This is a genomic window from Pandoraea oxalativorans (assembly GCF_000972785.3).
Lineage (GTDB): Bacteria > Pseudomonadota > Gammaproteobacteria > Burkholderiales > Burkholderiaceae > Pandoraea > Pandoraea oxalativorans.
Window position 1 is genome coordinate 1672300 of sequence record NZ_CP011253.3, and the last position, 22627, is coordinate 1694926.

At 63.1% G+C, this 22627-nt stretch carries 20 protein-coding genes; 14 read left to right on the plus strand and 6 right to left on the minus strand.

Features of this window, described 5'->3' with window-relative positions; translation table 11 throughout:
- The first annotated feature begins 42 nt into the window (after positions 1-42).
- Positions 43-816: a fumarylacetoacetate hydrolase family protein gene (locus MB84_RS07540; protein WP_046291335.1), complete on the plus strand. Its 774-nt coding sequence runs from the start codon at positions 43-45 to the stop codon at positions 814-816.
- 144 nt (positions 817-960) lie between these two features.
- Here MB84_RS07540 and MB84_RS07545 read toward each other — a convergent pair whose 3' ends face one another.
- Positions 961-1917, minus strand: coding sequence for a LysR family transcriptional regulator (locus MB84_RS07545; RefSeq protein WP_046291336.1), 957 nt, complete (start codon positions 1915-1917; stop codon positions 961-963).
- Positions 1918-2133: 216 nt separating this feature from the next.
- Here MB84_RS07545 and MB84_RS07555 point away from each other — a divergent pair, with 216 nt between their 5' ends.
- From MB84_RS07555 to MB84_RS07580, 6 genes are all read left to right on the plus strand, one after another.
- Positions 2134-2517: an HAD family hydrolase gene (locus MB84_RS07555; protein WP_046291338.1), complete on the plus strand. Its 384-nt coding sequence runs from the start codon at positions 2134-2136 to the stop codon at positions 2515-2517.
- 42 nt (positions 2518-2559) lie between these two features.
- Entirely contained in the window at positions 2560-3690 is a 1131-nt protein-coding gene (locus MB84_RS07560) for a Re/Si-specific NAD(P)(+) transhydrogenase subunit alpha (protein WP_046291339.1), read from the plus strand.
- A 14-nt stretch (positions 3691-3704) separates the two neighbouring features.
- The gene (locus MB84_RS07565; RefSeq protein ID WP_039399633.1) at positions 3705-4046 is read left to right on the plus strand and encodes an NAD(P) transhydrogenase subunit alpha part 2; all 342 of its coding nucleotides are present in this window, start codon (positions 3705-3707) and stop codon (positions 4044-4046) included.
- A gap of 1 nt (position 4047) precedes the next feature.
- Positions 4048-5487, plus strand: a complete 1440-nt coding sequence (locus MB84_RS07570) for an NAD(P)(+) transhydrogenase (Re/Si-specific) subunit beta (RefSeq protein ID WP_046291340.1) — start codon at positions 4048-4050, stop codon at positions 5485-5487.
- Between the two features lie 83 nt (positions 5488-5570).
- Positions 5571-6521 (plus strand): LysR family transcriptional regulator, encoded by a 951-nt coding sequence (locus MB84_RS07575; protein WP_046291341.1) that lies wholly within the window; start codon positions 5571-5573, stop codon positions 6519-6521.
- Positions 6522-6966: 445 nt separating this feature from the next.
- Positions 6967-8226: an MFS transporter gene (locus MB84_RS07580; RefSeq protein WP_046291342.1), complete on the plus strand. Its 1260-nt coding sequence runs from the start codon at positions 6967-6969 to the stop codon at positions 8224-8226.
- A gap of 76 nt (positions 8227-8302) precedes the next feature.
- Here MB84_RS07580 and MB84_RS07585 read toward each other — a convergent pair whose 3' ends face one another.
- Positions 8303-9061 carry a 2-keto-4-pentenoate hydratase gene (locus tag MB84_RS07585; protein ID WP_046291343.1) on the minus strand — a complete coding sequence of 253 codons (759 nt, stop codon included), beginning with the start codon at positions 9059-9061 and terminating at the stop codon, positions 8303-8305.
- A 308-nt stretch (positions 9062-9369) separates the two neighbouring features.
- Between MB84_RS07585 and MB84_RS07590 the strand changes: the two genes are divergently transcribed.
- A complete protein-coding gene (locus tag MB84_RS07590; protein ID WP_084009653.1) occupies positions 9370-10089 on the plus strand; it encodes a GntR family transcriptional regulator in 720 nt (239 codons plus the stop codon).
- 72 nt (positions 10090-10161) lie between these two features.
- On the opposite strand, the gene MB84_RS07595 is transcribed toward MB84_RS07590, so the two are convergent.
- Positions 10162-10836, minus strand: coding sequence for a GntR family transcriptional regulator (locus MB84_RS07595; RefSeq protein ID WP_046291344.1), 675 nt, complete (start codon positions 10834-10836; stop codon positions 10162-10164).
- Positions 10837-11022: 186 nt separating this feature from the next.
- Here MB84_RS07595 and MB84_RS07600 point away from each other — a divergent pair, with 186 nt between their 5' ends.
- From MB84_RS07600 to MB84_RS07610, 3 genes are all read left to right on the plus strand, one after another.
- Complete coding sequence (locus tag MB84_RS07600) at positions 11023-11826, plus strand: enoyl-CoA hydratase-related protein (RefSeq protein ID WP_046291345.1); 804 nt, start codon at positions 11023-11025, stop codon at positions 11824-11826.
- Position 11827: 1 nt separating this feature from the next.
- The gene (locus tag MB84_RS07605) at positions 11828-13075 is read left to right on the plus strand and encodes a CaiB/BaiF CoA transferase family protein (RefSeq protein ID WP_046291346.1); all 1248 of its coding nucleotides are present in this window, start codon (positions 11828-11830) and stop codon (positions 13073-13075) included.
- A gap of 385 nt (positions 13076-13460) precedes the next feature.
- Positions 13461-15341: a glycoside hydrolase family 15 protein gene (locus MB84_RS07610; protein WP_046291347.1), complete on the plus strand. Its 1881-nt coding sequence runs from the start codon at positions 13461-13463 to the stop codon at positions 15339-15341.
- 4 nt (positions 15342-15345) lie between these two features.
- Here the strand turns inward: MB84_RS07610 and MB84_RS07615 are convergent, their stop codons facing one another.
- Positions 15346-16689: an aminotransferase-like domain-containing protein gene (locus tag MB84_RS07615; protein ID WP_046291348.1), complete on the minus strand. Its 1344-nt coding sequence runs from the start codon at positions 16687-16689 to the stop codon at positions 15346-15348.
- A 125-nt stretch (positions 16690-16814) separates the two neighbouring features.
- Complete coding sequence (locus MB84_RS07620; RefSeq protein ID WP_046290016.1) at positions 16815-17798, minus strand: IS110 family transposase; 984 nt, start codon at positions 17796-17798, stop codon at positions 16815-16817.
- A gap of 231 nt (positions 17799-18029) precedes the next feature.
- Here MB84_RS07620 and MB84_RS07625 point away from each other — a divergent pair, with 231 nt between their 5' ends.
- The 3 genes from MB84_RS07625 (at position 18030) to mdtD (ending at position 21167) form a co-directional block, all read left to right on the plus strand.
- Positions 18030-18860, plus strand: a complete 831-nt coding sequence (locus tag MB84_RS07625; RefSeq protein ID WP_245725506.1) for a sulfite exporter TauE/SafE family protein — start codon at positions 18030-18032, stop codon at positions 18858-18860.
- Between the two features lie 128 nt (positions 18861-18988).
- Entirely contained in the window at positions 18989-19543 is a 555-nt protein-coding gene (locus tag MB84_RS07630; protein ID WP_046291350.1) for a FlxA-like family protein, read from the plus strand.
- Between the two features lie 178 nt (positions 19544-19721).
- The gene (mdtD, locus tag MB84_RS07635) at positions 19722-21167 is read left to right on the plus strand and encodes a multidrug transporter subunit MdtD (RefSeq protein WP_046291351.1); all 1446 of its coding nucleotides are present in this window, start codon (positions 19722-19724) and stop codon (positions 21165-21167) included.
- A gap of 43 nt (positions 21168-21210) precedes the next feature.
- On the opposite strand, the gene MB84_RS07640 is transcribed toward mdtD, so the two are convergent.
- Positions 21211-22524 (minus strand): ABC transporter substrate-binding protein, encoded by a 1314-nt coding sequence (locus tag MB84_RS07640; protein ID WP_245725507.1) that lies wholly within the window; start codon positions 22522-22524, stop codon positions 21211-21213.
- Between the last annotated feature and the right edge of the window lie 103 nt (positions 22525-22627).

A 22627-nucleotide genomic window follows, 5' to 3' on the forward strand; every position in this document is an offset into this window, starting at 1 on the left:
AACGTTGCCGTGCTGCCGGGCCGCTACAGGAATGGCAAACGCATGAAGCTCTGGACCCGTTTCAAGACCTCACATGGCCGCATCGGCTTCGGCCTGCTGCAGGGCGATCAGATTCTGGAACATCGCGGCGATCTCTACGATCAGCCGGTCGCCACGGGCGCGACGATTGCGCGCGACGCGGTAGATCTGCTGTGCCCGTGCGAGCCCTCGAAGATCGTGGCGCTCTGGAACAACTATCACGCACTCGGCGCGAAGCTCGGCAAGGCCGCGCCTTCGCATCCGCTCTTCCTGATCAAGCCTGCGACCACGCTCAACGGTCCCGACGCGGTGATTCGTCGTCCGGCGTCGTATGCCGGGAAGATCGTCTTCGAGGGCGAGCTGGGCATCGTCATCGGCAAGGTGGCGAGCAACGTCAGCGAAGAAGCCGCACGCGACTACATCCTCGGCTACACGCTGGTCAACGACGTGACGGCCGCTGAAATTATCGAGCAGGACGGCAACTTCGCACAATGGACGCGCGCCAAGGGCTTCGACACCTTCGGCTGCCTCGGTCCGTTCATTGCCGAGGACTTCGACTGGCGCGAGGCCGAACTGATTACGACGCTCGACGGCACGCAGCGTCAGCGTTACCCGCTCGCCGACATGATCTTCAATCCGTGGCAGCTCGTTGCCCGTTTGTCGCAGGACATGACGTTGCTGCCCGGCGATGTGATCGCGGTGGGCACGTCGATCGGCGTCGGCTCGATGAAAGAGGGCGCGCTGGTCGAAGTGAGCATCGATGGACTGGGCACGCTGGCCAACCGCATGGGCGGCTGACCGGCGCCTCGCAAGCGATTTCACGGTGGTCGGCCGGGGTGGCAATGGCCTGAGCCGATCGCCCTTTTTCATTCGGCAGATCTTCGCGATCTGCCCGGGCATGGGAGCAGTGAAGGCGTGGGTGGTCTGGGTGGTCTGGGTGTTCTATTTCGTGCCGCTGCCTGAGGGCGGCGGCACAGTGCTTTTGTAGGCCATCATCCCGTCGATCAGCGCCGCACCTTCGGAGAGCAGGAACTGACGGAAGGCGAGCGCGACCGGCGGCAGCCGCTTGCTGCGGCGATGCACCACGTACCAGCTTTGCCACGCCGGAAAGCCCTGCACGTCGAGCACCGTCAATTGCCCCGTCTGCAACTCCATGCCGACGGTGTGTGCGGACAGGAAGCTGATCCCCATGCCCGCAATCACTGCTTGCTTGATGGTTTCCGTGCTGGAAATTTCCATCGCAATTTTCAGTTGCTGGGTGCGATGACCGAAAGCGTCCTGCAAGGAGTTCCAGGTGTCGGAGCCACGTTCGCGACTGATGAACGGTTCTTGCGTCAGTCGTGAGAACGGAATCTGCTTCTCATCGGCCAGCGCATGGCCAGGCGGGGCCACGATGATGTAAGGGTGTGGCGCGAAGGCTTCGTTGATCGTGTCGATCTCGTGAGGCGGGCGCACCATCACCGCAAGATCGGTCAGGTTCTCGGTGAGCTGGTGCAGCAGTTCCTCCCGGTTATGCACCGTGAGGTTGAGCGTAACGCCGGGATAGCGCGCAGTGAAGGCTGCCAGCAGGCGTGGGAAGAAGTAGTCGCCCGCGCTGATGACGGCCACATTGAGCTTGCCGCCGGTAATGCCTTTGAGGTGATCCATCGCCTCTTCGGTTTCGCGAAAGAGGGCGATGATCGCGCGGCTGTAATGCAGCATCTCGGCACCCGCCGGTGTCAGGAAAATCTTCTTGCCCAGTTGCTCGAAGAGCGGCAGTCCGGCGTGCGTCTCAAGTTGCTTGACCTGTGTCGAGACGGCCGGTTGGGTGAGGTGAAGTTCTTCGGCGGCGCGCGAAAAGCTCAGATGGCGCGCGACGGCTTCGAAGACTTTCAACTGACGTAGTGTGGCGTGTTTCATGTTTGATCGATGTGCATGACGGGCATGATGAGCTTCGTGAAGTATAAGTAATCGTTGATGGTTTGCATAATTAACTTTAACTGTCTTTTATATGTCGGGCTGCGTAATCTGCAATGGCAGCCCGCATGAAGGCGGTGTGACAGCAAAGTGTTGGAGGACGCGTCACGCCAGATAAGTACGCGGGTTTGGACGATCACTATTTTGGGAGACGCCATCATGTCGGTCATCGAATCGCATATCAAACCCGCCGCTCTGGCACCGGTTGCCAACGCTCATCTGCATGCGTTCAACAACGCATTCGTCGAACTGGGTCTGGACTGGTATTGGGATAACCACACCTACACCCGTTTGCTGCACACCACGGGCAATCAGGATTTGCCGCTGGCGTATCTCGAAGGCGTCTCGGCGCAAGCGTTGCGCATGGCTGAGCTGGTGATGATCGGGGCCTACCTCGACGGACACCAGCCGCACCTGCTGCGCGCTTACGAGCCGGAATTCCTGTGCGATCTGATTCACTGCACCAAGGTGCGTTGCTTCGAAGCGGCCAACGGAGGTCGTTCGATGCAAGCGCCGTCCGCGAGAGGTATGGCTGCGGCCTGAGTTTCACAACACGACAGGGGCTCAGACCCCGAGACAATAACTATGCATATTGGCATTCCAAAGGAGACGGCCGACGGCGAATCCCGCGTCGCGGCCACACCGGAAACGGTGAAAAAGCTGGTGAGCGCAGGACATCGCGTCACCGTGGAGCAGAGCGCTGGCGAGGCGGCGAGCGTACCGGATGCGGCGTATGTCGCAGCGGGCGCGTCGACCGGCAGCGCTGCCGAGGCGTTCGGTGCCGAGATGGTGCTGAAGGTCCGTGCACCGTCGGTCGCCGAGATCGCGCAGATGCGTCGCGGTGCGGTGGTCGTCGGCATGCTCAATCCGTTCGATGCCGAGAACAATGCGCGTATGGCCGCCGCTGGCATCATCGGCTTCGCGCTCGAAGCTGCGCCGCGCACCACGCGCGCGCAAAGCATGGACGTGCTGTCCTCGCAGGCCAACATCGCCGGTTACAAGGCGGTGATGCTTGCTGCGAACCTCTATCAACGCTTCATGCCGATGCTGATGACGGCCGCCGGTACGGTGAAGGCCGCGCGTCTGGTCGTGCTCGGTGCCGGTGTCGCGGGCCTGCAGGCCATTGCGACGGCCAAACGTCTGGGTGCAGTGATCGAAGCGTCGGACGTGCGTCCGGCGGTACGTGAGCAGATCGAATCGCTCGGCGCGAAGTTCATCGACGTGCCGTTCGAGACGGACGAAGAGCGCGAGATCGCCAAGGGCGTGGGTGGCTATGCGCGTCCGATGCCCGCTGCCTGGCTCGCTCGTCAGGCACAACTGGTACACACGCGTCTGACGCAGGCCGACATCGTCATCTCCACCGCCCTGATTCCGGGCCGCGCTGCGCCGACGCTCATCAGCGAAGACACCGTCAAGGCGATGAAGCCCGGTTCGGTGATCATCGATCTGGCGGCCGGACGCGGCGCCAACGGCGGCGGCAACTGCCCGCTGTCGGTGGCCGACGAAGTCGTCAAAGTCCACGGCGTCACCATCGCGGGGTACACCAACCTCGCCGGTATGGTGGCCGCAGATGCCTCTGCGCTTTACGCACGTAACGTGCTGGACTTCCTCAAGCTCGTCATCGACAAGGAAGGCAAGTTCGTCATCGATACCAACGACGACATCGTCAGCGCGTGCCTGATGTGCCGCGACGGTCAAGTGCTGCGTGCGGCTTAAGGGGAGGCTCTGCCATGGAATTGATTAATCACACGGTGATCAACCTGATCATCTTCGTGCTGGCGGTGTACGTCGGCTATCACGTGGTGTGGAACGTCACACCGGCACTGCATACGCCGCTCATGGCGGTGACCAACGCGATCTCGGCCATCGTGATCGTGGGCGCAATGCTCGCCGCCGGTCTCACCGAGGGCAACCTCGGCAAGACGATGGGGGTCGTGGCGGTGGCGCTCGCAGCGGTGAACGTGTTCGGGGGCTTCCTCGTCACGCAGCGCATGCTGGAGATGTTCAAGAAAAAGGATAAGGCCCCTGCAAAGGCGGCCAACGACGAATCGGCAGCAAAGGGAGCGCACTGACATGAGCATGAATCTTGTGACGCTGTTGTATCTGGTCGCGTCGATCTGTTTCATTCAGGCGCTCAAGGGCTTGTCGAACCCGCGCATGGCGCGGCGCGGCAACGCCTTCGGCATGATCGGCATGACGATCGCGGCCGTGACGACCGTGGCGCTGATCTTCGAGTTGCGCAAGCTCTCGGGCGGCAACTTCTCCGGTCTGGGTCTGATCCTCGCGGGGCTCGTCGTCGGTGGCGGTATCGGCGCCTACGTCGCCCGTAAGGTCGAGATGACGAAGATGCCGGAACTCGTGGCCGCCATGCACTCGCTGATCGGTCTGGCCGCCGTGTGTATCGCGGTTGCCGCAGTGGCTGAACCGGCCGCGTTCGGCATCGTCGCCGCAGGCGAGGCACTGCCGCCGGGCAACCGTATCGAACTGTTCATCGGCACGTTCGTCGGCGCGATTACGTTCTCGGGGTCGGTCATCGCGTTCGGCAAGCTTTCGGGCAAGTACAAGTTCCGCCTGTTCCAGGGCGCGCCGGTCGTGTTCAAGGGGCAGCACTTCGTGAACCTGGCGCTCGCGATTGCGATGCTCGGCTTCGGCATTGCGTTCTTCACGACGCTGAGCTGGACGCCGTTCGTCATCATGACCGCCATCGCGTTCGTGCTCGGCGTGCTCATCATCATCCCGATTGGCGGTGCAGACATGCCGGTCGTGGTCTCGATGCTGAACTCGTACTCGGGTTGGGCGGCGGCGGGCATCGGCTTTTCGCTGAACAATCCGATGCTGATCATCGCCGGTTCGCTGGTCGGCTCGTCGGGTGCGATTCTGTCGTACATCATGTGTAAGGCCATGAACCGCTCGTTCTTCAACGTGATTCTCGGCGGCTTCGGCGCAACGCCGGGCACGAGTGCGGCGGGCGGCGAACAGCAGCAGCGTCCGGTGAAGTCCGGCTCGCCCGACGACGCCGCGTTCCTCATGAGCAACGCCGAATCGCTGGTGATCGTGCCGGGCTACGGCTTGGCGGTGGCGCGTGCCCAGCATGCCCTCAAGGAATTGACGGACAAGCTGATCGAGAAGGGCGTGAGCGTGCGCTACGCGATTCACCCGGTCGCGGGCCGCATGCCGGGTCACATGAACGTGCTGCTCGCAGAAGCCGAAGTGCCGTACGACCAGGTGCTGGAGATGGACGAAATCAACGGCGAATTCGGCCAGACGGACGTGGTGCTGGTGCTGGGCGCCAACGACGTGGTGAATCCGGCGGCGAAGAACGATCCGCAATCGCCGATTGCCGGGATGCCGATCATCGAGGCTTACAAGGCCAAGACGATCATCGTCAACAAGCGCTCGATGGCGGCGGGCTACGCCGGGCTGGATAACGATCTCTTCTATCTCGACAAGACCATGATGGTCTTCGGCGATGCGAAGAAGGTGATCGAGGAAATGGTCAAGGCAGCGGCCTGACCGAAGTACGTACGGGGGCGCGCCGCCGTGGGCGGCGCGCCTGAGTCATTTGTGGCGGGTTCGAATACTTACGGGCAGGCTTTATGAACGTATCGCTGAGACAACTCAAGGTCTTCATGGTCGTAGCGCGCAGCAAGAACTTCAGCCGCGCGGGCGCCGAGATCGGCCTGACACAACCGGCCATCAGCCGCTGCATCAACGAACTCGAAGGGCAACTCGGCCTGCGCCTTGTCGACCGCACGACGCGAGAGGTCGCGCTCACCGACGCGGGTGTCACGCTCGCGGGCAACCTCGATCGCGTGCTGGACGAACTCGAAATCGCGCTACTGCAGACCCACGGGGCGGAGGCGCGCACCACTGGCCGTGTGCGCATTGGCGCAGCACCGACGATCTCCGCGACGCTCATGCCGCGCGTGTTGCTCGCGTCGCAGGCCACCTATCCGGACATCGCGCTCGCACTCGTCGACCAGATGCAACGCGCCGTGCTCGACAGCGTGCGCGCGGGGGATGTGGACTTTGGCATCGTGGTGGCGCCGCAAGGTGCCGACGATCTGACGACCGAGCATTTGATGAGCGAGCCGTTCTGTCTGGTGTGTCGCAACGATCACCCGCTCGCATCGCAAGGCGCTGTGCACTGGTCGGAGTTGTCGGGCGAGAACCTCGTGCTACTCAACCAGAGTTCGGGCAGCCGTGCGCTGATCGACCGCGCGCTCACCACGCAGAAGGTGCAGGGGACCATCACGCAGGAGCTCGGGCATGTGAGCACGATCTTCCGCATGGTGCAGGAAGGGCTGGGGGTGAGCGTGCTGCCGCCGCTGGCGTTGCCGCTGCCGGAGAATTCCACGCTCGCCGTGCGTCCGCTGCTCCCGGCCTTCGAGCGCAACATCGTGCTCGTGCGTCGCAAGAACCGCTCGCTCTCGCCCGTCGCGCATACGGTGTGGGAGTTGATTCATCGCGTGGTACGCGAGCGCAACAAGGGATTCGCACTGACGCCGGAACAGATCAGCGCTGCTTCGACGCTTGCTGCCGAATGAATCTCTGAGTTGAATCAATCACTTGCGTCCTCTCATCAAGGACTTGTCCACAGACTTGAACACAAAATCTGTGGATAAATCGGCCGTGCCCGCCTGTCTTTTGCCTGCGGGTACCGCCTTCTGATCCCCTGCGTCGAAAACACCATACCGATCAAGTGCTTGGCACGTTGTCTCCGTTCGTTGTCCACAGCTTTGTGAACACAAACGGTGGATAAGTCGCTCGCGGTCGCGCGGGGCGTCGCATTGACGGGGTGCAGACGCACCCGTTGAGCGGGATTCCCGCCGACGTTGCAGAACGTGCGCTGTGCTGTCACACAGAGTGCGTTAGAATTCTCAACATCGATTGCGAGTTCCGCAACGCCGGACGCTCGTCGACTGCACCGAAACGTTCATTAGGACCAGGCCGTGTTCTCTGCCAGGTCATTCCCGCACTTCTCCAAATCCCATGACTTCTGATATCGCGAAGCTGCGCACGGGCTTTTGGCCTGCGCGCGCGGCAACGATGGCATTGCTGTTTTGCAGCGGATTCCTGTATGCGACGTGGGGCGTGCATGTGCCCACCGTCAAGGCGATGTTCGACCTGAATGACGCGAGCCTGTCGGTGGCGATGTTCGCCGTGGCGGGCGGCGCAATCGTCACCATGTCGCGCATGGCCCGCTGGGTCGGGCGCGCCGGTAGCCAGCGCGCGAGCTTGCACTCCGGCATTGCGCTGGCGCTCACGAGCGCGTTCATTCTGTCGATGCCCAGTTACTGGGGCCTCGTGGGCTGGCTGGCGCTCTACGGCGCGGCGAACGCGACGTACGACGTTGCCGTCAATGCGCAGGCGGCAACGCTCGAAGCGCGTTATCGCAAGCCGATCATGGCGTCGCTGCACGGCTGCTTCAGTCTGGGGGGCATGGCCGGTGCGCTTGTGGGCGGCGCGTGGCTCGCGCATCACGGCTCGCCGCAGTGGCATATCGGACTCGCGGCGCTCGGCTGCGCCGTGGTGATCGTTGTCGGTGCGCGCTTCATGCAGCGAGACATGATGCCGGACGAAGCGCCGGTGACGCATGCGGACACGGGCGAAGCGGGTGACGCGGCATACAAGCACGCGCCGCCGCCCGCGCTGGACGACGTGTCGCGTCGCAAGCTGCATCGCAAACTGACGGGCTTTGGTGTCCTCGCGTTCCTCGGTCTGGTGGTGGAGGGCGCAATGTACGACTGGACAGCGGTATACATGCGCGAAGTAGTCCTTGCGCAGGGCGCGTGGATCGGTGCGGGCTATGCGGCGTTCTCCGTCGGCATGGCCGCCGGTCGCTTCGGCGGCGATCCCGTACGAGCCCGCATGGGCGGCGCGCGTTTGCTGCGCGTGAGCAGTTTGCTGTGTGTCGGCGGGGTGTTGCTTGCGTTGTTCTGGCGTGAACCGGTGGTCGTAGTGGCGGGCTTCGCGCTCGCGGGCCTCGGCTTGTCGAACGTGATGCCGGTGATGTTTGCGGCGTCGGGCGAAGTGGCGCGCGGTGCCGGGATCGCCAGCGCAGAAGCGATTGCCGTCATGGCGAAGCTTGCTTATCTCGGGCTGCTGATTGGCCCGGTGCTCATCGGTGCAATCGCACACGGCATCAGCCTGCCGTTCGCCCTCGGCGCGGGGCTGCTGTGCATTGTGCCTATCGCGGTGCTCGCGCCGAAGATGCTGGCCGGTGTTGACGGACGCACCGCGCAACACTGAGTCAAGCACCCGCATCGCTTCTTCGGTGGGAGCGCGTCGCGAAGCATCGACGCTTCGCGACGCGCCGCCGTGCCAATTACTTCAACGTCACGGCGACTTCACCCACGCCGTCGATCACGCCGCGTAGCTCGCCCGGGCCGGTGGCGGGAATCATGCCGACGTACGAACCGCAGGTAACGATCTGGCCCGCGCGCATCGTGATGCCGCGCTTGCCGTTGTGATTGACGAGCCACGTGAGGAGCGTGCGCGGGTCGCCGCCCGTGTTGAAGACCTTGGCGGGCGTGATGTCGCGGCCGTCGAGCGAGAACACGGCCTTCGGGCGCGTGTAATCGAAATGTGCCTCGTATCCGCGACCGCTACCGATCACGAGCGCGCCGTTGTTCTGAAGGTCGGCCAGCGCAAATCGGCTGTCGAGTCCTTTTTCCGCGAAACGGCTGTCGGTGATTTCGATGGTCGCGAGCATGTCGTCCACGAACATCATGGCTTCGCGTTCGTCATAGCGACCCGGCTTGATGTCGCGCGAAAGACGGAAGGCGATTTCCAGTTCGAGTCCTGGACGGAAGAAGTCGTTCAGCACCAGTGCACCGCCAGTGCTGCTGACCACCGACGCCGGAATCGGTGCGCAATTGGGCAGGTCCGTCGGGGTTTTCGCACCCACTTTCCATGCCGCAATCGTTTCGCCGAGCAGATCGAGCGTGCGCAGTTGTACTGCGTATGCGGCGTTGGCGTCGACCGGCAGCAGCGCCGGGGCTGGCGAGTCGATGGGCGTGTCGCCACGGCGCGTGTCGGCGAGCAAGCGAGCCAGCGATTCGACGGCGGGTTGGGTCTCGAACATCTTGCAAATCTCCAGAGGGAAGGGCGCTGCGCCGATCACTTGCCGACGGCAGTCGCCCACATCGTATACAAAATCCGCCCGATGTTGCGGTGCGGCGCAAACATGTCGCGTATTCAGTGAAAACACCACATAACGTAGTCAAAACAGCATCGATCTGCGAGAATCTGTCTTCGTAATATTTCGTAATATTTCGTCGCAAGCCGAAATGTTTCGTGTGGCGTGGCTTCGGTCCGGTTGCCGTTGCCCGTGAAGGTGCTTTGCATGCAGTCGCTGTCTTTCTTCCTAAAACGAATGGCCAGGGCGAGCTTATGCACTCCGTGACACTGAATGCCGTACGCGACCACACCATCCACCCACCCAACGCTGGTGGGAGTCAGCCGATCAGCCGCCAGGCGCTGCATCTGGCGGTCATGGATCGACTGCGCAGGATGATCACCGAAGGTTCGTTGCCGCCCGGCGCACATCTGAACGAACGTGCGCTGTGCGAGCAATTGGGCGTGTCTCGCACACCGCTGCGCGAGGCGCTGAAGATGCTCGCCGTCGAGCGTCTCATCGATCTGCTGCCGAATCGTGGGGCGCGCGTCGTCACACTGTCCGCGAGCGATGTTTCCGATGCCTTCGAACTCCTGAGCGGTCTGGAGGCGCTCGCCGGTGAGCTGGCTTGCCAGCGCATCACACAAGCGGAGATCGACGAGATTCAGGAACTCCACAGTGCGATGGACGCCTGTCATGCCAATGGCGATCTGTCGGGCTACTTCGACTGCAATCAGCGCATTCACGACCGCATCAACGCCGCGGCGCGCAATCCGGCGCTCACGCAGATGTACCAGTCGGTCAATCACCGGCTACAGGCACTGCGCTTTCGCTCCAATCTGCATGTGGGGAAGTGGGATCGCGCTATCGAAGAGCACGTCGAGATACTGCGTGCCTTGCGTCAGCGCGACGGCGCCACGCTCGGCCGACTGCTGCGCGCGCATCTGATGGCGAAGTGCGCAGCAGTGCTTGCCAACAAGCGCGTGGCGGCCTGACGAACGATTCGGCATAGGCAGTGCCCCTTGCCCGCGTGCCATCACACTGCCATTGCGTCCCCATCACTTGCATCAGGCGGCGCGACTCATGCTGACGAGCCCTTCGTTGAGCATGGCCGCCACATAGGCGTCGGTCTTGCTGCGCAAGTGCGCTTCCATCAACGTGCGCAACCGCTTTGCATCGCGTCGGCGCAGCAAGGCCAGCATCTCCGCATGTTCGTCTACAGCCTGACGCCACCGGTCGGGCGTCGGTGTCAGGCGTTCCCGCACGTGGCGCAAGCGTGCGTTGAGATTGTGGAAGTACTCGGTCAGCGGTCCGTTGTCCGCCATGCGCAGAATGCTGAGATGGATTTGCTGATTGAGGGCAAAGTAGGCCGCGTGATCGGCGCGTGCGTACGCCGATTCCATCTCGTTCTGTAGCCGGGCGAGTTCAACGAGATCAGCCTCCGAGGCCTTTTCGCAGGCCTGCTCCCCCGAGAGTCCTTCCAGTACGGCCATCACCGCGAGCAGGTTCACGACTTCATCGACACTCACTCGCGCCACCCGTGCTCGCCGTGTCTCCGAGATTTCCACCAGTCCTTCGTTGGCCAGCCGCTTGAGCGCTTCGCGCAGCGGCGTGCGCGACACCGCGAGTTCGTCGCACAGCGCGCGCTCGGACAGCGGTGCGCCGGGGCGCAGATCGCCGCGCACGATGCGTGCCTTGAGGGCGTCATAAGCGGCGGCGTTCAGCGAAGCGGTGGTGACCATGGGTGGGGACGTCGAAATTGGAATGCCAATTCTGATGTCAGTGTCCGAAAGCGTCAATCGGCAATCGTCCGATATTCAACGTTAACCCTGATTTTTTCGATTGATGCTTGTCAATCGAACACGTCTGCTTCTATCGTTAACCAAAAATTGGTATACCGAAAATCGTTATCTGCCGACGTGGCATGCATGTCGGCGACGCCAGGAGGCAATGTGACATCGACCGTTCTGACCGAGCGACACGGCGCGATTGCGCTGGTCACGCTCAATCGTCCCGAAAAGCTCAATGCGTTGACCAAGCCGATGTGGCAGGCGTTGGGCGACACGATTCTGACGTTGTCCGGGTCGCCCGATGTGCGCTGCATCGTGTTGCGAGGGGCAGGTGAAAAGGCCTTTGCGCCGGGCAACGACATCGCCGAGTTCGAGACCGATCGCGCCAACGTGGCGCAGGCGCGAACGTACGGCGCGCTCATGCATCGCACGCTCGATGCGCTCACGAACTGTCCGGTGCCGCTCGTCGCCATGATTCATGGCATCTGCGTGGGAGGCGGCATGGAAATTGCGGCGTCCTGCGACATCCGCATTTGCGGGGAGTCGAGCCGCTTCGGCGCACCGATCAACAAGCTCGGACTGGTGATGGCGCATGCGGAGCTGTCCGGCCTCGTACGCTTGCTCGGCCCGACCAAGGCGCTGGAGATTCTGCTTGAAGGCCGTATCTTCGACGCGCAGGAAGCGTTGCGCATCGGAGCTGTCACGCGTGTGGTGGCGGATAGCGACGTCACCCGCGAAGCGCTTGCAACGGCGGATCGCATCGCCGCCGGTGCACCGCTCGTCGCGCGCTGGCACAAGCGCTTCGTGCGTGAACTGGTGAGTGGCAAGCCCCTCACCCCCGCGCAGATCGACGAAGGGTTCGCGTGCTTCGGCACCGCCGATTTTCAGGCGGGTTACCGCGCGCTCCTTGCGAAGACGACACCGGTGTTCGAGGGCCGCTGAAATGACCGATGCGAAAGCAGACACGGCAAAAAAAGGCGGGCCGTTACAGGGCGTGAAGGTGATCGAACTGTCGCACATCATGTCTGGCCCGGTGTGCGGGATGATGCTCGCGGACATGGGCGCGGATGTCATCAAGGTCGAGAAGATGGACGGCGACGACGCGCGCCGTTTCGCGCCGATCCTCTCGCACGGCGAGTCGGCGTCGTTCATGATGCTCAACCGCAACAAGCGCGGCATCGCGCTCAATCTCAAGACAGAGGGGGGCAAGGCCGTGTTGCGCAAGATGCTCGCGAGTGCCGATGTCGTCACCGAGAACTATCGCAAGGGCACGATGGAAAAGCTGGGCCTTGGCTACGACACGTTGCGCGAAGCCAACCCGGGGCTGATCTACTGTTCCATCTCGGGCTATGGGCGCACGGGGCCCTATGCAGACAAAGGCGGATTCGATCTGATCGCACAGGGCTTGTCGGGATTGATGAGCGTGACGGGCGAGCCGGGGCAAGCGCCCATCAAGGCCGGGTCGCCGATTGCCGACATCAACGCGGGCATTCTGGCGGCGCTCGGCATCTCGGCCGCTTACGCGCACCGGTTGCGCACCGGGCAGGGGCAGATCGTGGACACATCGCTGCTCGAAGCAGGTTTTCAGCAGATGTACTGGGCGGCTGCAAACTTCTTCGCCAGTGGCGAGAATCCGCCGAAGTTCGGCTCCGCCAATCCGACGAGCACGCCGTATCAGGCGTTTCGCACGCAAGACGGCTGGATCAACATCGGTGCCGCGAATCAGGCCAATTACGAACGTCTGCTGCAAGTGCTCGACGCACCGGAAATCGCCGACGATCCGCGCTTTGCCACCAATGCGGGACGCACCGCCCATCGCGACGAACTCGTCGAGCGCCTCACCGCCTATCTGGTGCGCGATACGACGCAACGCTGGGTGGAACGGCTCGACGCGGTCGGTCTGCCGGTCGGGCCGGTGCTGCCCATTTCCGAGGCCGTGTCGCATCCGCAGATCGTGGCGCGCGAGATGGTGGTCGAAACGCAGCATCCGCTCGATGGCCCCACGCGCAGCATCGGTCTGCCGATTCGTTTCTCCGAGACGCCGAAGTGCACCGGCGGGCCCGCTCCGCGGCTGGGCGAGCACACTTCCGAGGTGTTGGCCGAATATGGCTTCGATGCCGCGCACGTGCGCGACCTGATCGCGCAAGGCGCGGTGCATGCACTGGAAGAGGGGGCTGCAATGACGACATGATGTATGTCTTGCTGCCGAAGTGCGGATTCTCCGCGAGTTGACTCGCGAAACTTCACCGAGCGGTAATTTCAGCGAACTTCCCTTCCGGTCGCCGGTCGGTTTTTGAACTGGCGGCGACATCTTCATTTCTCGACGACGTGCGCGAAGTGGGGGCGCTCGCCCGCCCCGATCAATGCGACCCGACGCAACGTCGTGAGGAGGGAAGGCATGACCCCTGGCACAATCCCCGGCAATTCACCCATTGCATCACCCACACGGTGGCTCTACGTCCGCGAGGCGCGTACCATTGGACCTCGTACGCTTGCGCTCCCCCGGTCATTGGCGACGATGTCGCACAGGGTGATGGCTTCGGGGGCGTTGGTCCTCTCCTGTTCGCGAGGTGAGCATGCCGGCACGTATTGAAGATTACGCAATGATTGGCGACTGCCGAAGCGCCGCGCTGGTCGCGCGCGACGGCTCCATCGACTGGCTCTGCTGGCCGTACTTCGATTCCCCGGCGTGCTTCGCCGCGTTACTCGGCGGCCCTGAGCATGGCCGCTGGCGAATTGCCCCCGAAGATCCGCGCGCTACTTCCACACGCCGCTACCACGACGACACGCTGATTCTCGAGACGCGTTTCGAGACGGTGGAAGGCTGCGTCGCCGTGATCGACTTCATGCCGTTGCGCGATGGTGCGGCGGATCTCGTGCGGCTGGTGAAAGGCGTGCATGGCACCGTGACGATGTCGATGGAACTGGTCCTGCGCTTCGATTACGGCGCATCGGTGCCGTGGTCGCGTCCGCTCGATGCCGACGACCCGACCGGACCTGGTATGCGCCTCATCGCCGGGCCGGACAAGGTCGTGATGCGCACGCCCGTCGAGATTCAGGATGTGCCGGGCAGCCTGCGCGCGCGCTTCGAGGTGACGGCGGGCGAGACGGTGCCGTTCGTGCTCTCGCGTGTGCCGTCGCATCACGCCGATCCCCGCGAGATCGATCCGCTCGCCGCATTGGCCGATACCGAGCGCTACTGGCGCACCTGGGCCAATCGCTGTCAGCTTGACGGACGATGGTCGTCGGCGATTCGTCGCTCCCTCATCGTGCTCAAAGCGCTCACGTTCGTGCCGACGGGCGGCGTGGTCGCGGCACCCACGACATCGCTGCCGGAACAATTGGGCGGCGAGCGTAACTGGGACTATCGCTATTGCTGGTTGCGAGACGCCACGCTGACGTTGCAGGCGCTCATGCTCGGCGGCTATTACACCGAAGCGAACGACTGGAGTCACTGGCTCGTGCGTGCGGTGGCGGGCGCGCCGTCGCAGGTGCAGATCATGTATGGCCTGTCCGGCGAGCGGCGTCTGCCCGAATGGGAAGTCGGCTGGTTACCGGGCTACGAAGGCGCGAAGCCGGTGCGGGTCGGCAACGGTGCGGTGGGCCAGTTGCAGTTGGATGTCTACGGTGAGGTGATGGACGCGCTGCATCAGTCCCGTCTCGGCGGATTGCCGCCGGTCGACGCCACCTGGGAGGTGCAGACGAAGCTCGTCGCGCATCTCGAAACCGTGTGGCGCGAGCCGGACGAGGGTATTTGGGAAGTGCGTGGTGGGCGACAGCACTTCACGTATTCGAAGGTAATGGCGTGGGTCGCATTCGATCGCGCGATCAAGTCGGCCGAGCGTTTCGGTTTGCCGGGGCCGGTGGATCACTGGCGTCGGCTGTGCAAGGAGATTCACGCCGACGTCTGCGCCAACGGTTTCGACAAGGAGCGCAACGCGTTTATGCAGGCGTACGGTTCGTCGGAGATGGATGCGAGCGCGTTGATGATCCCGCTCGTGGGGTTCTTGCCCCCGGACGATCCGCGCGTGGTCGGTACCGTCGAGGCGGTCGAGCGCGAACTCATGCGCGACGGGCTGGTGGAGCGTTACCGCACGAGCCGCGTCGACGACGGGTTGCCGGCGGGCGAGGGCGCGTTCCTCGCATGCAGCTTCTGGATGGTCGATTGCCTTGTAATGATCGGCCGTCAGCGCGATGCCCGGGCGTTGTTCGAGCGGTTGCTGTCGTTGCGCAACGACGTCGGGTTGCTCGCCGAGGAATACGACACCGCGCATGGGCGTCAGGTCGGCAACTTCCCGCAGGCGTTCTCGCACATTGCACTGGTGCATGCGGCGATTCGTCTGGACGCCCTCGCCGACGAGGACCGGGCCGACGACGACGCCGGTGCGCGTCAGACGGACGACGAAGCGCGCTACGAGCATGTGGGCTATCGCGCGGATAAGGCAGTCAGAGTCTGACGTCTTATTCGGTCAGATCGAAATCGTCTTCCTTCGCGTTCAGAATGTCGGCGAGCGTGCGCAATCCTGTATCGAGCAACTCGATGGACGGTCCGGCCAGCGCCAGGCGCACGGCGTTCGGCGCATGACCGTTTGAAATGGCAAACGTGGTCGACGGCGTCAGCCCGATGTCATGTCGGGCGGCCGCGGCCACCAGCGCCTGCGAGCGCCAATGCGCGGGCAGCGTCAGCCAGAGGTGGTAGCTCTTGCTGCTGGTGCGCACGTCGAATCCCGCGAGGCAAGTCGCAGCGACTTGCTGACGCGCGCGTGCGTCGCTGCGTTTGAGCTGCACGAGCGTATCGACGGTGCCGTCGCTCATCATGCGTTGCGCGGCGGCGAAGGCATAGCCCGATGCTGTCCATCCCCCTGAGCGCACGGCGGCCATCACGCTGTCCCGCAGCCTCGGCGGCGTCACGAGAAATCCCAGATTCAGTCCCGGCGCGACCTTCTTGGACAGACTGTCGACCACCAGGCAATGGTCGGGCGCATCGGCCGCGAGCGGCGTTGCGTCGTCGAGAAAACCGTAGACGTTGTCTTCGATCACCGTGATGTTCAGCTTCTCGACGATGCGCAGTAGCTCGGCACGCCGTACCGGGGGCATTGTCATCCCGAGCGGACTTTGAATCGATGGCTGAAGGTAAACGGTCGAGAGATTGCCGTCCCGATGAGCGCGCTCAATCGCCTCGGGTCGCACGCCGGACTCATCCATCGCCAGCGGCACCAATGCGATACCGAGTCGCGCCGCAATCCCTTTGATAAACGGGTAGGTCAGCATCTCGACGCCGCAGCGCCCGCCCGGCGGCACGACGGCGGCCAGTGCTGCGGCGATGCTTTGCCGTCCTGCACCAGTGAAGACGAGTTGATCCGGAGACGGCGTCCACGGTCCTGCGGCGAGAAATGCCGCCGCCGTGTTGCGTACGGCGACCGTGCCGCCACTGGCCGCCGGACGCAGCGCCAGTTCGAGATCCATCGGCCGTTCCAGCCCCGCAAGACTCTTCGCGATCAGCGCTGATTGTTCCGGGAGGATCGGAAAATTGAATTCGAGATCGATGCGAACACCCCGCGGTTCGCCCGGTGCCGCGACGCCGCGCTTCGCTTCTCCCGACACAAACGTTCCCCGGCCGACCTCACCGACGACCAGCCCGCGCCGGAGTAATTCGGCGTAGACGCGGCTTGCCGTCGAGGCTGCAATGCCGTGCCGATCGGCAAAGTCGCGCTGAGGCGGGAGCCGGTCGCCGGGCCCGAGCGCGCCCTGCGCAATGTCTGCTGCAATCCGGTCGGCAAGCGTCAGATAGTCGGCCTTCGTCATATATTGCACCGAGAGCAATGTTTCAATTGCACCGAATTTAACATCGGAGCATTCTGATTGCACCTGATCTTGGCGATGACTTTCACGCCGCAGGTTTCATTGCTCTGGAGATACCGTCTTGCCCGTCAAGCGATTGCGACGTAGTTCGCCCGATAAGGCTGTCGTGTCTTCAGAACGCCGAAACACAGATGCACAAGCTTACGCATTGCAGCGCCGAGTATAGACATGGTGGATTTGCCACGCGCTGCCAAGCGTTCACACAATGCCTTGATGTGGGGGTTATAGCGTTTAGCGACGACGGCCGCCATGTAGAGAGTTGCCCGTACCTTGGGCGGCCCGGCCTTCGATAAACGTGAAGGGCCCTGGATCGACGATCCCGACTGCCTCTGCACCGGCACCAGGCCGAGATACGCCGCAAGTTGTTCTGCAGAATCGAAGTGGCGCGCGTGCATGATGGCAAGCAGCGTGCGGCCTACCTGAGGGCCAACTGCCGGGATACTTTGCAGCAGCATCAAGTTTGCTTTAAGGCCCGGATGGGCAGCAATGTGATCATCGATCTCGCGTTGCAGGCTGGCTAAATGGCGCTCCAAAAACTCGATCGTCTCGAGAATCGAATGCAGGACTAGCGCCGTTGGAGCCGTGATTTCCGCTTTCTCATGCCGGTTGCGCTCACGCTGAAGATCTTGTGCAAGCGCTTCACGGCGCGCCATCAGTGCTTGAAGTATGCGAGCCTCGGGCGCTGGAGGACTCCAGCGCATTGGCTGTGCGTGCATCGCAAAGCGCGCTAACACGTGGCTGTCTACCATGTCGTTCTTCGTGCGCACGCCCATTCCCGTCGCAAAAGCACGCACCTGCGCAGGATTAACGACAGACACGGAGAGCCCGGCATCGTGCAGGCCACACGCGGCCATCTCGTGATAGACGCCGGTACCTTCGAGCGCGACATGTACGTGGCTCGGCTCGGTGTGTCTCTTGCCCAACCAGCCCAACAGATCGGTTAGGCCGGCGCGGCTATTGGCAACAACCTTCGTACTACGCTTGCCGTTTGTCATGTCCAGCAGGCAGCAATCCAGCTTGGCTTTGGCAACATCAATACCGAGGTAGAACATCAATTTGATCCTTAATCGAGGAATCAATACCAACTCACCCACTTGCCTTGTACATACAGGGTCCACGCCCTTGGCTACCGTTCAGTGTCTGTGCTGGTGAGGGCGAGGCGAAGGGCATTATCTCCACAGCAAGGTCCAAGCCTTCAGGCTCCAAACATGCTCACTTCACCTCATGTGACGGTAGCTAACCATCACGAAGACGAAGATACAAGGCTCCGTGTTGGCACTGTCGTGGTTTTCCGTACTCAGCGTATCGTTGTCGATGTCCCCGGGGAGGGCATGATGGCGCTGCCTTCGTACGTCTCTGAATTGACGCTCGCGTCCATCGTCGTGGCGTTCGCCGCCGTGTTCCTGATTTCGTTCATGAAGGGCGCCTTCGGGGGCGGCTTCTCCATCGTCGGCATTCCACTGCTGTCGTTCGTCATGGACCCGGTGAGCGCGGGTGGCCTGCTCGCGCCGTTGTTCATCGCGATGGATCTGTTCGCGCTGCGCTATTGGAAACCGTCTACGTGGTCGCGTCCCGACCTTGCGCGGTTGGTGCCCGGATTACTCGCAGGGATCGCGATGGGGTACTTGCTATTTCGCGTGCTCGACCACCGCGCCATCTCCATCGTGATGGCGCTGATCACATTGGCGTTCGTGGGCTTGTGGCTGATCTCGGGCGCGAAGCAAGGCGTGCGCGAACGCTCGACACCGAAGGCCATTACGGCGGGTGTGGCGTCTGGGGTGACGACGATGGTCGCGCACTCCGGCGGCCCGCCGCTGGCGATGTATCTGCTGCCGCTGGGCCTGAGCAAGGAGGTGTACGCGGGCACTACCAGCCTGTTTTTCACCGTCGGTAATGCGGCGAAAGCGGTGCCGTGGCTCTTGCTGGTTCGCCCGACGGGGTCGGTCTGGGTGCTCATGGGGATCTGCCTTTTCGCCATCCCTGCGGGCGTGCTCTCGGGCTGGCGACTGCACGCGCGTCTCGATCAACGCCAGATTTACCGGGCTTGCTACGGACTGCTGGTCGTCACGGCGATCGAGCTGTTGTGGGACGGCATCTCCGGCTATCTCGTCTGAATCTCATTGCGGCGGTGCGGGGCAGGGGAACGTGGGGCGTTAAAGGATTTCGCGAAATATGCCGTAATACTTTCGGATCCTTACTTTCTCTCATTCATTCCCCCATTCCTCGGAGACCCCCTCGCTCCATGACGATCATTATTCCGACCAAGGGCAACGCGACTTCCAGCATGCTCGAGATCTGGCAGTCGCATATCCAGCAACAGCAGGCGGATAAGGCGCAGGCGGCGACCAGGACGGCAGCCGCTACGGGCACCGTCAATCAGGCGGCTCCGACGAAGTCGACCGGTGCCGACGACACGGCCAAACCGGCGGCCGCCAACACGGACGCCACGACCACCGATGCTGCCGAGAACAACGGCGTGAGCCGGCTGGGCGACAAAACGCTGGTGGATCTGCGCTCGATGAACGAAACCGCCAAGCAGCAGGGGCAGGCGCAGGCCGCGACGGACGCCGGCGCAGGCGACGACATCAAGTCGCAGACCATCCGCAAGCTCAAGGAAATGCTGGCGAAGGTGATGAAGCAGTTGGACGCGGTGCGCGCCAACGACCGTCTGCCGCCCGAGGACAAGCTCCAGCAGACAAACGCGCTCTCCGCTCAGGCCATGTCGATTCAGGCGCAGATTCTCGCGCTCATGGCCCCGACGAAGGCCACCGGCAACAACGTCGACACGACCGCCTGACGACCGCCGTTTTCGGCCGGCGTATCTCTGCGCATCTTTCACATCGCAGTGATGCGCCGGACGGATCGATTGCTGCAAAACATGCAACGATGCGCACCTGTGAAGCGCGCTAAAACTCCGCTTTCGCTTAATTCTTCTCCGAGCCCCGGCTGACGGCCGTGTCTCGTCCCCGTGCCGCATGAAGCAAGACAAGACGCTCACCGCCCTGCTATGGATCGTCGCGGCGGGTTTTTTCATGCAGGCGCTCGATACGACCATCGTCAATACGGCGCTGCCCGCCATGGCCGCGAGTCTTGGCGAGAACCCGCTACGCATGCAGCCGGTGGTCGTCTCCTACTCGCTCACGATGGCCATGCTCACGCCCGCGTCCGGATGGCTGGCCGACCGCTTCGGCACGCGACGCGTGTACTTCGTGGCGATCCTGCTGTTCGTGCTCGGCTCGATTGTCTGTGCGATGGCGCATACCCTGCCGCAACTCGTCGCCGCACGCGTGCTGCAAGGCGCGGGCGGTTCGATGTTGTTGCCCATCGGACGTCTTGCCGTGCTGCGGACCTTCCCGGCCGGTGAGTATCTGGCGGCGCTCGCCTTCGTCTCGATTGCGGGGCAAGTCGGCCCGATGATCGGCCCGGTGCTGGGCGGCTGGCTGGTGCAGGTGGCGTCGTGGCACTGGATCTTCCTCATCAATGTGCCCATCGGCCTGATCGGCAGTCTCGCCGTGCGTCATTACCTGCCGCGTCCCGCGAAGGACGAAGTCATCGATACCGGTTTCGACTGGGGTGGGTTCGCCTTGCTGTCGTTGGCGATGGTGTCGTTCACGCTCGCGTTGGATCATCCGTTCCCGGAGGCCGGATGGGCGCCGTCTGCCGTCCTCGCGCTGCTTTGTGTGGCGACGACACTCGGCTACTGGCCATACGCCCGCCGTCGCGCCGCGCCGTTGTTCCCGCTGGAATTGTTCGAGACGCGCAGCTTCACTCTCGGTTTGCTGGGCAATCTCGTCGCGCGCATCGGCAGCAGTGCCGTGCCGTTTCTGTTGCCGCTGCTGCTTCAGGTGGCGATGGGGTATAGCCCGCTCGCATCAGGGTTGATGATGTTGCCGGTGGCCCTCGCGGGCATCGTCGTCAAGCGCATGGTCACGCCGCTCGTGGTGCGCTTCGGCTATACGCGATTTCTGATGGTGAATACGGCGGTCGTCGGCGGCTCGATTGCGAGTTTCGCACTGTTCGGGCCGGGCTGGCCGATCTGGCTGGGGCTCGTGCAGCTGGCGGTGTTCGGCGGGGCCAACTCGATGCAGTTCGCGGCCATGAACAGTGTGACGCTGAAGGATCTCGGCACGCGTCGCGCGAGTGCGGGCAACGGGCTGTTTTCGATGGCCCAGATGCTCGCCCTCGGGCTGGGTGTGACCATCGGGGGCCAGTTGCTGGCGCTGTTCGGTCATCTGGCGGGAAAGGCAGGCGAGCTTGGCGTAGGCGGCACCGTCGCAGGCTTTCGCATGACGTTCGTGTGCGTCGGGCTGATTACGCTGGCCTCGGCGCTTGTGTTCCGTCGCGTGGAAGACCCGGCGGCGGGACCGTCGCACGACGGTGGTCAGACGCAGACCGCGTCTGCCACCGATCTCAAGCGCTGAGCGTCGAGCCGCCACATCCCGTTGGCTGACGCTCGGTCGCCCCTTACTTCTTCACCAGCGCACACTTCGAATCGGCCAGCGGGGCGAATGCCTTGTCGGCCGGAATCGTCTCCAGAATCTTGTACAGATCCCATTCCGACTTCGATTCGGCGGGCGTCTTCACCTGCACCAGCAGCATGTCGTGCACGAGCTTGCCGTCCGCCCGGATCTGGCCGTTGCGAATCACCGGGTCGTCGATCTTCATCGACTTGAGCCTGGCCATCACGGCGTCCGCTTCGTCGGTGCCCGCCGCCTGAACTGCCTTCAGATAGTTGAGCACGGCCGAATACACGGCGGCCTGCATCATCGTCGGCATCTTCTTGTGCTGCGCGTAGAAGCGTTGCGCGAAGGCGCGCGAGCGATCGTCCTGGTCCCAATAGAAGCCGTTCGTGAGGATCATGCCCTGCGCGTTCTTCAGGCCCATGCCGTGGATTTCGGTGATGAGCGAGAGCAGCGGCGTAAATACCTGCTTGCCGCCCTGAATGATGTTGAACTGCGAGGCCTGCTTGACGGTGTTGAGCGTGTCGGTGCCGGAGTTGGCCAGCGCGATCACCTGTGCGCCGGACGTCTGAGCGCGCAGCAGATAGGACGACAGGTCCGGCGAGTTCACCGGGTGCTTCACCGAGCCGACGACCTTGCCGCCCTGACGCGTCAGGATCTCGCTCGCATCTTTCTCCAGCGCCTGCCCGAACGCGTAGTCGGCGGTGATGAAGTACCACGACTTCAGACCGCGACGCAGCAAGGCTTGCGAGGTCGAGTTCGCCAGCGCGTACGTGTCGTACATCCACTGCACGCTGTGTGCCGTGCATTGCTCGTTGCTGATGGCGGACGACCCCGCGCCGGTCACGAGCGCGATCTTCTTCTTTTCGTCGGCAATCCGGTCGACGGCCAGCGCGACGTTCGAGAACGTGAGGTCGGTGATCATGTCGACCTTGCCCCGGTCGTACCACTCGCGCGCGATGGTCGCACCGGTGTCGGTCTTGCCCTGCGAGTCGGCGGACACCAGTTCGATGGGCGCGCCGAGCACTTTACGATCGCGCGAGAAATCGTCGATGGCCATGGTGGCGGCGAGTACGCTGCCCTTGCCCGCGTTGTCGCTCGACACGCCCGAGAGGTCGGTGAGCACACCAACCTTCACGACACCGTCGGAGACCGCGGCGGCCTGCGCCGGGGAGGGAAGGGCAATGAGGGGGCCAAGGGATGCAACGGCAAACGACGCGGCGACGGCGATCGTGCGGCGCAAACGACCGCTGAGCCCACTGATGCCGCTGAGGCCGCTGAGGCGGCTGAGGCCGCGGAGGCCGGTAAAGCTGGACATGGCTTGTCTCCAATGTTCGAGTTATGACGACCCGCCACCGCCCATCTCTGCCGGAGGACGTGTGCGGCGAGTCTCGAACATCTTAAACATCACGTAATCGATT